Origin of the sequence: Leptotrichia sp. oral taxon 879 str. F0557 (assembly GCF_000469385.1) — a bacterium.
Taxonomy (GTDB): Bacteria; Fusobacteriota; Fusobacteriia; order Fusobacteriales; family Leptotrichiaceae; genus Leptotrichia; species Leptotrichia mesophila.
Map to the genome: position 1 here is coordinate 59398 of NZ_KI271304.1, position 12864 is coordinate 72261.

A 12864-nucleotide genomic window follows, 5' to 3' on the forward strand; every position below is an offset into this window, starting at 1 on the left:
TATCATACAAAAAATATTATGAAAATAGTTGTAATTGGAGGCGGAGCAGCTGGAATGATGTTTTCGACTCAATATAAAAAAGCAAATCCTGAAGATGAGGTTATTTTATTTGAAAAATCCTCTTATGTGGCTTGGGCTGGATGTCCAACACCCTATTTTATCGCTGATGAATTGAAAAAAAGTGATGTTCTTCACGGAACACCTGAAGATTTTATAAATCGTGGAATTGAAGTAAAAATTCATCACGAAGTTACAGAAATAAATTTTCAAAATAAAACTGTAACAGTAAAAGGAGATGAAATTAATGGAATAATCTTTTACGACAAATTGGTAATTGCCGTTGGAGCAAAATCATTTGTGCCAAATATTACTGGATATTCAAAGGATCTGGAAAATGTATTTACTCTATCTCACGCAGAACATGCCTTTAAAATAAAAGATTATCTTAACGAAAATAAATCAAAATTAAAAAATGCAGTTGTCGTAGGAGCTGGTTTCATTGGGCTTGAAATGGCTGAATCATTCAGAAAAAATGGATTAAACGTTACACTTACTGAAAAGGCTGATCAAATTTTTCCAAATGTTTCTGAAAACTTGAAAAAAAGAATTTATAAAGAAATAGAAAATAATGATGTTGAATTAAAATTAAACTCTGGCGTTTCAGAAATAATTTCTGAAAATAATATAGCAAAATCAGTAAAATTGGATAATGGGGAAACTGTAGACTTTGATACTGCACTATTTAGTATCGGAATTACTCCAAACATTGATTTCTTGCCGAAAGAATTAAAAACTGATTCTGGGAAAATTGTTGTAAATGATAAATTTGAGACAAACATTAAAGATGTATATGCCATTGGAGATTGCGTTTTTAACAAATATTACAAAACTGACAGAAATTTATATGCTCCATTTGGAGATGTAGCAAACAAGCATGGAATGTTGCTTGCAAAACACTTATCTGGAAAAGATGTGAGCTGGAAAGGGTTAATCCGTTCTTTTGCAACTTCATTTTATGATGTAAAACTAGCACAAACTGGACTTTCTCTAAAAGAAGCTCTGCAATTAGGATACAATGCCGATGTAGTTTCAATGAAAGCAATGTATAAAAATTCTGGCTTTGAAGACTCTGTTCCTGCAAGTGCCGAAATTATTTACGATAAAGACAGAAAAATTGTTCTTGGTGGAGCAATGGTAGGAAAAGAAGCAGTAGCACAATTTGTAGATCAAATGGCTATTGTTATTGCTCTTGAAACACCTATTGAAAAATTCATAGAAATTGACTTTGCATATTCCCCAACAAATGCAAGTGTTTGGAATCCGTTATTAGTAACATATAGAAAAGTTATTAAATAAAACAGGAGTTTTTATGAAAAAGAAAATTGAAAAATTACATAAAAACAAAAGATTTCGTATAAGTTATCAGATTATTTTTATTTTCTTGGCATTATACAGCTTTGTCACTACACTTTTAGATTTACATGGCGATATTAGCATTTTTAATAATCCAATCCTGGAATTTATTGATGTATCAATTTATTTAATTTTTGCAGTGGATTATTTTATACGTTTTACAAATTCAGATAATAAATTAGATTTTATTGAAAGCAATATTCCTGATTTAATCTCAATTATTCCGTATTATTCTATTTTTAGGCTATTCAGAATTTTTAAGATTAGACGTTTAGCAAGAGTTTTTAAGCATTTAAAACTGACAAAAGCTTATTTGTCTGTAAAAAAATTCTACAAAAAAATAAAAAAAATCTTGAGAGCAAATGGACTTATTTATTTGTTAATATTTGCTGTACTTGGAATCATAGTATCTGCCCTAATAGTTTCCTATGTCGAAAAACTCTCTTATTTTAATAGCCTATGGTGGGCTTTTGTAACTGCAACTACTGTTGGTTATGGAGATGTCTATCCGCATACATTTATTGGAAGAATAATTGCTATTTTTCTGATACTGATTGGAATGGGAACTTTTGGAATGATTACGGGAGCAATCACAAGTTATTTCTTAAATCGGCAAACTGATTTAATTCCAGATGATGATTTAGATGAATATGTTTTAAACTCCCAAAATTATACAGATACAGAAAAACAGGAAATTATAACTTTTATACAATTTATAAGAAACAAAAGAAAAAAATAAATTATACTAAAATCTTTTCAATACAGGAAGAACAGTAAGCTTTAACTAATCTTATTATTCTCCTGTATTTTTTTATTAACTGCTATTAATTACTGTGAACTTTTTTCCCTTTAATTCTAACATCTGAACTTAATGATTCCATCGTTATTTCCTTCTCTTTCCCAATAATATTTATCTTAGAGCCATAAAAATCAGCATCCCCAATCGACTCTATCCCCAAATAATTATTAGAAGCCACTATCATATTTTGATTAGCCTTATTTACAAAATTATCTGCATTTTCAACTATATTTGGTGATTCTACGCTATATTTCTCAGCCGTTTTCACTTCAAAACTGTTCAAATTCAAGCTAAAATTAAAATCACTCTGATTAACCTGAAAATTTCTTTTGGTATAATCACTAAACCTTCCATTTCCTTTATTGTTTATTGCCCACGACACTTTTGCAAATCGCTCGTCTTCATTTGGAAAATAAACTTCCACAGTATCATTTTCTTCAGGAGTGCAGAAAAATCCAGTATTTGTTTGCGAATAAAAAGTCTGATAACTTAATGGAAATCTTTTTATCCCATAATCATCGTACGCTTTGTCATTACTTTCATCATTGCTTCTTTCCTGAACAATTTTTTTCAGCCCTTCTGCAAATCTGACTTCCATTTTCGCAATTCCGCTATCTTCAAACACCCGTTCAACATTTGCTTCAATTCTGCACCCTTTTATTTTTTCATTATATTTCTTGAATATGTGATAACTCTTCATATCCGTTGCTAAAAATTCACTTTTTAAAATAAAATCCTTCAAAAATATTCTAGTTTGCAATACAGAAAAACTGCCTTTATTCCCACTAGAATCTTTATCATTTCCTTCATTTTCTACAGCGTTTTCAGAAATAGAAACAGTATCTCCCAAATTTATTACTTTATTTGACTGAACTTTATAATATAGATTTTTATAATCTCTTACCAGCGAATAATCTGAAAAATATTTATTTTCCTTCTTAATTTCTCCCATTTCTACTATTCCAAACAATATTATTCCCTGTTCAATTACAAACATCCCCGTTTTTAATTGACTTGCAAGTCTTACCAAAAATTCCCAGTCTGTTTCATCAAACTGAACAATCAAACTGCCTATCTGCTTTTTCGCAATATCAGAATATTTTATTTCCAACTTTTTATCAGCATAATCCTTATTAATCTCATCAATTATATCTGAAAACATTAAATTCCTATCTTGAAAAACCCGGTATTTCTTCTCATTTTTCCTGTCAAAAAGCACACTCTTAGAAAACGCCCTCATCAAAATCCTGCATCCATAACTCCCATAATCCAAAATCTCAAAATAATCAACAATCCCACTAAAAACTCTTCTTTTGACATCCTTATCTACATTAGCAAGTTCAATTTCAATCCCAACATCTTCTTTTTCAATAATTCTTTCCAGATTTTTTCTCTGCTCATCATCCATTTCCAATTGAATTTCCAGTTTCTGATGTTCATTAATATTTTCATCCAACACAAATTCCTGAATCACAAAATTCTCTAACTTTGTTTTATTCAGTATGATTCCAATATTTTTCCCTTCATACATATTTTCAACATTTACATCTTTACTCATTTTTACCACCTCAATTATTTCCTTTTATTAATTTTATTTAATAATCATTTTACAGTTTTAATCCTTAAGTACTAAAATAACAATTATTTCTAATTTTTATAAACAGAATTGTTGTTAATAAATATTTTTTCAATGATTTATATATTTTTTCTTTTTTATAACGTAAAGGGGATCAATCGCCATCCCCTTTACAATCCCCGCTAGTCTAAGCATTTTTTTGAAACAAAAACGAAACTCGCTACGTAAAACTTCGCTCAAACAGTCGTTTTTATTCCAAAAAAATCACGACACTTTAAATTTAATTATAACAATTATAATAAAAAAAATTTTCAAAAATATAAATAAAAAGTAATTATTAGTCAAAATAATCTGAAATTTAAAAATCTTCTATTTTAGTACTTAATTGATATTTTTAAAATAAATTATTAATTAAATATTAATATATATTTTATTATACTATATTTTTAATTAAATTTCAATTATAATTTTAAAAATAGCTATTGCTTAAAAGCAGAATATATAAATTATAATATTCTAGATAATAAATTTCTCAAACTCTTAAAAATCAGTACATTTAATCTTTATCCCAAGATTTTGGATATATTTTAAATTTAATTAATATTAAAATAACAGGGCTGAAAAATAAAGCTATTATAAATTTAGCAACTAACATTTCGTAAAATAGATTAAATTCATCTTTACCATATTTATTTATATATTTTTTAGCTTTTTCCAATTTAATTTTTTGAGAAAAAATTTTTTCTATCTCTTCTTTTGTTAAATTAAATTTCTTTTTATTATTATCTGAATAATTAATATAAAAATATTGGTTATTTTCCATTTTCCCTATTAAATAATTTTTATCCTGATTTGAAATTTCTTCTACAACAAAACAATCTAAATTACCTTTTGACTCACATATAAATACTGAATAAAAAGGATTGGGTCCACTTTCAAGATGATAATATTCACTTATTTTCATAAAAGTTTTTTGTATAATTTCTCCTTTAAAATAACTTTCAAAACAAAAAATAACTAGCAGTACTACAAATAGTTTAACAAAAATCTCAAATTTTTTCATTTTAATCTCCTAAATAATTCAAAAAAGCTCCTTAATAAGCAACAAACTTAAAAAAGAGCTTCTATAATTAATAAATATTTTCTTAAACATTAAATCTGAAGAACATTACATCCCCATCTTGCACAATGTACTCTTTTCCTTCCAGTCTCATTGCACCTTTTTCTTTTGCGCCGTTCCATCCGTTTAGTTCGATGAATTTGTCGAAAGACACTACTTCTGCTCTGATAAATCCTTTTTCAATGTCTGTATGAATTTCACTGGCAGATTTTTGAGCGTTTGTTCCTTGTTTTATTGTCCATGCTCTTACTTCTTTTACTCCAGCTGTAAAATATGTGATTAGTCCTAACAATTTGAATCCTGCTCTAATTAGTCTATTTAGACTTGGTTCTTTTATTCCTAATTCGTCAATGAACATTTGTCTTTCTTCTTCGTCTTCGATTTCGATTAGTTCTGCTTCCACTTTTGCTGAAAAGGTTACTACTTCGCTATCGTACTGTTTTGCAAATTCACGCACTTTTTTTACGTAATCATTTTCAATTCCAGCCGTCAAATCTTCTTCCGAAATATTTGCGGCAAACATCATTGGTTTTACTGTTAAAAATTGATAAACTTTTATTAATTCCTCTTCTCTTTGAGTAAATTCCAATGTTTTTAATAATTTAAATTCTTCCAGATGAACTTTACATCTTTCAAGAACTGCGACTAATTCTTTTCCTTCTGCGTTTCCTCCACGAGCCAGCTTCTGATTTTTCTGAATTGCCCTTTCAACTGTGTCTAAATCAGCAAAAATCAATTCTGCATTAATTGTTTCAATATCTCTTATAGGATCAACGCTTCCTTCCACGTGAATAATATTGTCATCATCAAAACATCTTACAACCTGACAAATTGCAGCTGTATTTCTAATGTTTGATAAAAACTGGTTTCCCAACCCTTCTCCCTTTGATGCACCTTTTACAAGTCCTGCAATATCTACAAATTCAACTGTCGCTCCAACCGTTCTTTCTGGATTAACTACTTTCTCCAAATCTTTTAAACGTGGATCTGGCACGCTTACAAGCCCTACATTTGGCTCAATTGTTGCAAATGGATAGTTTGCCGCCTCTGCATTCTGTGTTTTTGTTATTGCATTAAATAATGTTGATTTTCCTACGTTTGGTAATCCTACAATTCCTATTCCTATCATTCTTCTTTTATTTCCTTTCTTTATTTTATAATTTTTCCAAAATTTTTATTAATTTCCATTTTTCCTTATCTGTCGCTTTAAACAAATAGGAAATATCGTAAATCGGCACAACCTTAATTTCTCCATAAAAATCAAACACTTTCCCCACCAAATCTTTTATATCCTCTTTTTCTACGTCTTCTAAAAGTGATTTAGTTGCCCTTTCTCCAACTGTTACAATATACCTTGGATTAATTAAGGCAATTTGTGCTACAAGAAACTCATTACACTTTGAAATGCTGTCTTTCTCGATTAAATTACCATGTGAACTGCATTTTGTGAGAGTTGTAAAATAACATTTCTTAAAATCGAGCTTTGAATATTCTAAAAATTTTTTAAAATATTTTCCATTTCTGTCAATTAAAAGTTTCTGTTTTACATCCTCTTCCTCACTTATGCTATCCAGCACAAATAAAATTTTTGCCTTTTTATTCCCTTCGCCAACAATTGGATTAATTCTAGTTTTTTCTAATATACATTTAGTACAAATGTCGATTTCCAGCTTTAAGTCATTCCACATAACTTTTTCCTTATTCTTTATTCTAGTATTCTATATTTTATAAATTTCTGTTCCCTCTTCGTTAATAATTTCAATTTCCAAATGGCTTTTATTTTCACGCTCTAAAATTTGATACAGCGAATTATAAGCCAGCTCTGGCGTGTTATTGTCCTTGCTTATATGCATTAAATAAACCTTTTTCAGTTTCTCGCTAAGCACCTGCCCAATCAGCTTTGATGCTTCTGCATTTGACAAATGTCCATTTCTTCCCTTTACACGATTTTTCAGTTCCCAATGATAAGGCCCTGTCATTAGCATATTATAGTCATAATTACTTTCCAGTACAATTACATCGCTATTTTTCAAATTTTCCTTAATAATATTGTTTACACAGCCAACATCACTTGCATAGGACAATTTTTTTCCTTCATATTCAAATGTATATCCCAAGCACTTTTCAGCATCGTGCATTACTTCAAAATTATTTATCACACAATTATCAATAACAATTTTTTCATCTCTTATAAAATTTAAATTTTTTTTCTCAATTTTTCCAATTCTGTCCTTAATTACATTATAAGTTACTTCGTGAAGATAAATTGGAATATCGTATTTTCTTGAAACAACACCCAGTCCTTGAATATGGTCAGAATGCTCATGTGTCACAAATATCCCCATTACATCCTCAATCCTTTTTTCAATATTATTCAATTTTTCTACAATTTTTTTTCCACTAAATCCTGCATCTATAAGAAATTTCTTGTTTCCCATTTCAATATAGCTAGAGTTTCCACTGCTTCCACTTCCCAAACTTGAAAATTTCATTTTTTTACTAATCTTCTTTCTAATTGAGTTTCTTTATTTAACTCCCCCATTTTTCACTTTATAATTTTAAATATTTGGCGAAATAGTCCCTTTTGCCTCATCATAAACCCATCCACCTTTTTTATCCTTTTTCGTTACAATTCTATTGCTTCTTTCTCTTGAATCCTTTATGCTTTCAGGAATTTCATAAATTTTATCCCTTCCATAAAAAGCTTCAAAATTATATTTACCATCTGAGCTTCTCACATCCCTAAGGTTATTTTCAAGCCCGATTAATTTGGGATTTGAGCCAGTTTTTTTGTTAAATTCCTTCACTGCATTCTGCAATTTTACAGTTTCAACCTGAATATCAGCCATTATAAGCTTATCGATCTTTCTTGAAAATAGAATAACAACATTAAATATTGCGATAAACACTACCACAAGAAAAGTTATACCACGAAGGGTAATATTTTTAGTCACTCTATTTTTGTTCTTTCCATAATAACTATTACCAAAAGCCATTTTCTTACATGAAATTTTTAAAAATCATGTTCTCCTTTCTTAATTTCTCTTTACTTAATTTATTTCCTGTTTTTAAAAATTGATGGTCTAACAATTACTTTCACATTTTTGGGAACTTCAAGCTGTACCTTTAGCGGACCTCTTTTAACATTTATCCAGCCTAGTCCTGCTATTACCAGTTCCTCATTTTCCTCGATTTCCACTTCATGAGTCACAAATTTATTTTGAAAATACTTTTCTTTTTCATTTCCTTGTAAAATCTCAAAGTAATTTCCATTTAACAAGGCTTCCACTCTTTCCTCACGAGCCACGTGAAACTTCACGCTTTTTGAAGCATAAGCAGAAAATATAGGCTTGCTTCCACTTTCTAAAAGTTCATTTCCAAGTATTTTAAATCTGCAGAAAACATCAAACATAAATACCTGATTTTCTTCAAGTTTAAAAGTTTTTCGGGAAATTTCTCCAGCTGGCACTAGCTTTAATCCATTTTCTACACTAATCAAATCAGAAATTCTTCCGTCTGGAATAAGTCCAGGCGTGTCAATTATCGTAATTTCACTATTTGGAATTTTATTGTTAATTGATTTTAAAGTAGTTCCAGAATATTTAGAAGTCGTTATTTTATTGTTCCCAAGAAGTAAATTTATAACTGATGATTTCCCAACATTTGAAACTCCAAGCACAGTTGCCTTTACTTTTTTGTTATGAAAAATATTTTTAATTTTTCTGATTATTCCATTTACTCCGTATTTATTTTTTGCACTGATAAAAGCAATATCATCAGGTACAATATCTTCTTCTGCAAGCCTGTCCTTTACCCAGTTTGAAATTTCAGTTGGATGTATAAAGTCAGGCAGCAAATCTATTTTGTTAATTAAAATTATAGATCTGTAGTCTCTTAGATAATCCAAAATTTCCTCAGTAAATGAGCCTTCAAAGTCAATAATATCAAAAATCGGAAGTATTATATCAGTTTTTTTCACACTTTCATTTACTTCCTTCAGATAATCTTCCCTGCTAAAATTATTTACAAGGTTTTCCCCATAATTTTTAATTTTAAAACATCTCTGACAAAGTAAGTTATCCTCTGTTATAAACTTCTCTTCAGGAACATATCCTTCCTTATTTTTATCTTCAAACTGCAGTTCAATTCCACAACCGCTACATTTTTTTATAATCAAAATTTCCTCCTATTTTCTCATTCCTTTTACATTAAAATTCAATCCAATCAAATCCATTATTCCTTAGCCAACGGATGAGTATTCATATAAATATCTCTCAAGAAAGCCTTGCTCACATGTGTATAAACTTGCGTTGTCGCAATACTGCTATGCCCAAGCAATTCCTGTAAATATCGGATATCCACTCCGTTATTCAAAAGTTCTGTTGCAAACGAATGCCTAAATACATGCGGTGTTATTTCCTTTTGTATCCCAGCTTCATGTGCGTGTGCCGAAATAAGCCTTCTTAGCGAACGTGTTGTCAATTTTTTTCCTTTACTGTTTACAATCAATACTTCCCTAGTGTAATTTTCATATTGCTTTTTCTTTTCCTCAATATACTTTATCAGCCATTTCTTAGCATTTTCACTAAAAAAAGTTATCCGTTCCTTATCACCTTTTCCAATAACTCTAATTTCCCGCTCTTCAATATCAATCATAAATTCACTCAAATTAATAAGTTCCATTGATCGAAGCCCGCTAGAATAAAGAAGTTCAATAATCAATCTATCTCGAATCCCAGTAATTTTTTCGGTATTTATAACGTTTCTCAATCTATTCAAGTCATCTCTATTCAAGACATTTGGCAATTCCTTCTCGAATTTTGGAACATTAATATAAGCCGCCTTATTCGTTTCAATCACTTTTATTTCCTGAAGATATTTAAAAAATGTCCTAAGTGCTGAAATCTTTCTATTTATAGTCCTTTTAGACACTGGCTTGACACTCATTTTTGTATTTAATTCTTCCATATCTTCAATACTTTTTATCTTATCAATCTCTGATTCTGTATTATCAATTTCTCTATTTGCAGTATTTTTCTGAGAATCCTTTTTTTTCTTATCTTCCTCTTTAGCCAGCTTCTGAGGAGAATTTAAATACGCAATAAAGGATCTGAATGTCATCATTTCAATTTCTTCAAAATTATGAATTTCCTCATATTCATCTAGATACTCCATAAACTGCAGTAAATCTCGACGATAACTTCTAATCGTATTAAAACTTTTCCCAAGAATAACCTCTTCATAATACAAAAATTTGTCAACATACATCACAAGATTTTCATTTTTTATATTGTCCTTGTTTCCAATATCCTTTTCTTTCTCAATACCTTTGTCACTATTATTCATTAAAACTTCTCCATTTATTATAACACAATCATTCACAGCAATACAGATTAATTCTATTTTTTATTTAAAAATTATCTAAAATCGTATTTAAAATCTATAACACTCTATATTATTCAATTTATTAGTCCGATAATAAAAAACAAAATGATTTTATACTTAAATTTTAATAAATTAATTATTTTTTCTAGCTATTTAGACTTTTTTACTGTAGATTTTCTAGTTACTACTGCCTTTTTAGCCTTTATAGATGTAGATTTTGCTTTAGCTGTTGTTTTTTTAGTTGCCTTTTTTGTAGTTTTCTTGGCTTTTTCTGCTTTTTCAGTTACTCTTGTAACTTTCCCAGTTTTTATATTTTTTATAGTCTTACATTCTGGGTAGCCTGTACAAGCCAAAAATTTTCCAAATCTTCCAGTTTTTATTTCATACGGTTTCCCGCAAAATTCACATTCTCCTGCTTCTTCTATTATTTTTCTGTCAATTTCCTGCAACCGTTTCATTTCATCGTTTATTTGCAATACTCCATCCAGCTCTATTACAGCGCCTTTTTTATATTTTTGCTTTAATTCAGCTGGCAACGACATTCTTTTTTCATCTTTTTCATAATTTTCACTTTCAAGATATTCTCCGAAACGTCCAACTTTAAGCACATATCTGTTTCCATCTTCATCAAGATAATCAGTCAAAATTCCCTTTTTATTGTTTTGAAGTTTCTCTACTTCTTCTTTTACAAAAACTTCTCCTTTTTTAAGAGCTTCTGGCGATACAGCAATCCCTTTTAGCGAGATTTTTTCCTTCTCATTTGCTTCGCTAATCAAATATTTTCCATAAAGCCCCGTTTTTAAAATCATTGGATTTCCCTCAGAATCCAGTACATCCGACACAATTCTACGATTTTTTATTTTATCAATTTCCTTCTCAAACTTATCAATGTCCTTTTCAAGCGAATCATAAAAAGTTCTCAAAAGCTGTATCCATTCAACTGTCCCTTCTTCAACCTTATCCAGTTCCTTTTCCATATTCGCCGTAAATTTCACATTCATAATGTCCTTAAAGTTCTTGACAAGTTCATCCTTTACTTCGTATCCCAAATATGTTGGATGAAAACGCTTTTCAATAAGTTCAACATATTCCCTTGATTTAAGCGTTTCGACAATTGAAGCATAAGTTGATGGACGTCCAATTCCTTCTGATTCCAGTTTTTTTACAAGCGTCGCTTCGGAAAATCTTGTTGGAGGCTTTGTTATTCCTTCTTCCACATTTAATTTGTCTATTGGATGAACACTGCCTTCCTTTAATTCTGGAAAATCTCCAGTCTTAATTTCATCCTCATCTTTAAAAATCTTGTAATATCCATCAAAAATTACTTTGTTAATAGTCCCACGAAAATTATAATCCCCATTCACAGCGTTAATTTGCATCTGCTCATACTGCATAGCTGCAAACTGTGAAACTAGAAATCTATCCCAAATCAATTTATACAATCTGTACTGATCATTAGTCAAATAAGCTTTTATATTGTCTGGGACTAAGTTGATATCAGATGGACGGATTCCTTCGTGGGCATCCTGAACATTTGATTTTGAATTTTTTACAATATATTTTCCAACGTATTTTTCACCATAGTTTTTTGTAATGTAATCTTTTGCCATATTTAGGGCATCAACAGAAATTCTTGTGGAATCTGTTCTCATATACGTTATTAGCCCTTTATTTTCGCCATTAATTGCAAGTCCTTCATAAAGCTGCTGTGCAATTCTCATTGTTTTGCTTGCACCGTAACCAAGATATGACGAAGCAAGCTGCTGCAGTGTACTTGTCTTAAATACAAGTGGTGGTCTTTGCGATTTTTTCTTAACTTCTATTTTTTCAAGCGTCAATGATTCATTTTTCAAATCTTTTTTCAATTTTTTTACAACTTTTTCATCAAAGATTTTATCCACTTTTTCATCTGCAATTTTTACTAAATTAAGATTAATATCTTTTTCAATTAATGCACTTACTTCCCAATATTTTTGAGGCACAAACGCATTTATCTCGTCTTCCAGGTCACAAATCAGCTTTAATGCAACTGATTGTACACGACCAGCACTGGCGTTACGATTAATTATTTTCCATAAAAGCGGACTTATCTTATATCCCACAATTCTATCCAGCAGTCTTCTCGCCTGCTGTGCATTCACAAGATTATCATTAATATCTCTTGGGTTTTTAATCGCATTATTTACAGCCGTCTTCGTTATCTCATTAAATTCTATCCTCTTTACCTTATCAGGCTGCTTAATATAATTAGAAATATGCCAAGCAATCGCTTCCCCTTCCCTATCCTGATCTGATGCCAGGTAAACAGCGTTTGCACTTTTCGCTTTTTCCTTTAATTTCTTTAAAACCTCACCTTTTCCTTTTATAACCTTATATTGAGGTTCAAAATTATTTTCTACATCTATTCCAATTTTTGTTTTTGGTAAATCAATCACATGTCCGTAAGATGCAACAACTTCATAATTCCTACCAAGTATCTTTTCGATAGTTTTTGCCTTCGACGGTGACTCAACAATAACTAACTTTCTAGCCAACTTTATTTTCTCCTTATTTCTTTATCTATTTATTCGT

At 29.9% G+C, this 12864-nt stretch carries 11 protein-coding genes; 2 read left to right on the forward strand and 9 right to left on the reverse strand.

What is annotated here, in order from left to right; translation table 11 throughout:
- The first annotated feature begins 18 nt into the window (after positions 1-18).
- Both HMPREF1552_RS03995 and HMPREF1552_RS04000 read left to right on the forward strand, forming a co-directional pair.
- Positions 19-1356: an FAD-dependent oxidoreductase gene (locus HMPREF1552_RS03995; protein WP_021743809.1), complete on the forward strand. Its 1338-nt coding sequence runs from the start codon at positions 19-21 to the stop codon at positions 1354-1356.
- A gap of 13 nt (positions 1357-1369) precedes the next feature.
- Complete coding sequence (locus HMPREF1552_RS04000) at positions 1370-2152, forward strand: potassium channel family protein (protein ID WP_021743810.1); 783 nt, start codon at positions 1370-1372, stop codon at positions 2150-2152.
- Between the two features lie 85 nt (positions 2153-2237).
- Here the strand turns inward: HMPREF1552_RS04000 and HMPREF1552_RS04005 are convergent, their stop codons facing one another.
- From HMPREF1552_RS04005 to topA, 9 genes are all read right to left on the reverse strand, one after another.
- Entirely contained in the window at positions 2238-3770 is a 1533-nt protein-coding gene (locus HMPREF1552_RS04005; protein WP_021743811.1) for a contractile injection system protein, VgrG/Pvc8 family, read from the reverse strand.
- Between the two features lie 574 nt (positions 3771-4344).
- Entirely contained in the window at positions 4345-4851 is a 507-nt protein-coding gene (locus tag HMPREF1552_RS04010; protein WP_021743813.1) for a hypothetical protein, read from the reverse strand.
- Positions 4852-4933: 82 nt separating this feature from the next.
- Positions 4934-6037: a redox-regulated ATPase YchF gene (ychF, locus tag HMPREF1552_RS04015; RefSeq protein ID WP_021743814.1), complete on the reverse strand. Its 1104-nt coding sequence runs from the start codon at positions 6035-6037 to the stop codon at positions 4934-4936.
- 25 nt (positions 6038-6062) lie between these two features.
- The gene (locus HMPREF1552_RS04020; protein ID WP_021743815.1) at positions 6063-6596 is read right to left on the reverse strand and encodes a uracil-DNA glycosylase family protein; all 534 of its coding nucleotides are present in this window, start codon (positions 6594-6596) and stop codon (positions 6063-6065) included.
- A gap of 30 nt (positions 6597-6626) precedes the next feature.
- Positions 6627-7400: an MBL fold metallo-hydrolase gene (locus tag HMPREF1552_RS04025; protein ID WP_021743816.1), complete on the reverse strand. Its 774-nt coding sequence runs from the start codon at positions 7398-7400 to the stop codon at positions 6627-6629.
- 66 nt (positions 7401-7466) lie between these two features.
- Complete coding sequence (locus tag HMPREF1552_RS04030) at positions 7467-7904, reverse strand: hypothetical protein (protein ID WP_021743817.1); 438 nt, start codon at positions 7902-7904, stop codon at positions 7467-7469.
- A 59-nt stretch (positions 7905-7963) separates the two neighbouring features.
- Positions 7964-9085: a ribosome biogenesis GTPase YqeH gene (gene yqeH / locus HMPREF1552_RS04035; RefSeq protein ID WP_021743818.1), complete on the reverse strand. Its 1122-nt coding sequence runs from the start codon at positions 9083-9085 to the stop codon at positions 7964-7966.
- 56 nt (positions 9086-9141) lie between these two features.
- Positions 9142-10254: a tyrosine-type recombinase/integrase gene (locus HMPREF1552_RS04040; protein WP_039901143.1), complete on the reverse strand. Its 1113-nt coding sequence runs from the start codon at positions 10252-10254 to the stop codon at positions 9142-9144.
- Between the two features lie 188 nt (positions 10255-10442).
- On the reverse strand, positions 10443-12827 hold the full coding sequence (gene topA, locus HMPREF1552_RS04045; RefSeq protein WP_021743820.1) for a type I DNA topoisomerase: 2385 nt from the start codon (positions 12825-12827) through the stop codon (positions 10443-10445).
- Between the last annotated feature and the right edge of the window lie 37 nt (positions 12828-12864).

Excerpts from the sequence above, each read along its gene's own strand:
- HMPREF1552_RS03995 (WP_021743809.1), top strand. The coding sequence starts at position 19 with ATGAAAATAGTTGTAATTGGAGGCGGAGCAGCTGGAATGATGTTTTCG.
- HMPREF1552_RS04000 (WP_021743810.1), top strand. The coding sequence starts at position 1,370 with ATGAAAAAGAAAATTGAAAAATTACATAAAAACAAAAGATTTCGTATA.
- HMPREF1552_RS04005 (WP_021743811.1), bottom strand. The coding sequence starts at position 3,770 with ATGAGTAAAGATGTAAATGTTGAAAATATGTATGAAGGGAAAAATATT.
- HMPREF1552_RS04010 (WP_021743813.1), bottom strand. The coding sequence starts at position 4,851 with ATGAAAAAATTTGAGATTTTTGTTAAACTATTTGTAGTACTGCTAGTT.
- ychF (WP_021743814.1), bottom strand. The coding sequence starts at position 6,037 with ATGATAGGAATAGGAATTGTAGGATTACCAAACGTAGGAAAATCAACA.
- HMPREF1552_RS04020 (WP_021743815.1), bottom strand. The coding sequence starts at position 6,596 with ATGTGGAATGACTTAAAGCTGGAAATCGACATTTGTACTAAATGTATA.
- HMPREF1552_RS04025 (WP_021743816.1), bottom strand. The coding sequence starts at position 7,400 with ATGAAATTTTCAAGTTTGGGAAGTGGAAGCAGTGGAAACTCTAGCTAT.
- HMPREF1552_RS04030 (WP_021743817.1), bottom strand. The coding sequence starts at position 7,904 with ATGGCTTTTGGTAATAGTTATTATGGAAAGAACAAAAATAGAGTGACT.
- HMPREF1552_RS04040 (WP_039901143.1), bottom strand. The coding sequence starts at position 10,254 with ATGAATAATAGTGACAAAGGTATTGAGAAAGAAAAGGATATTGGAAAC.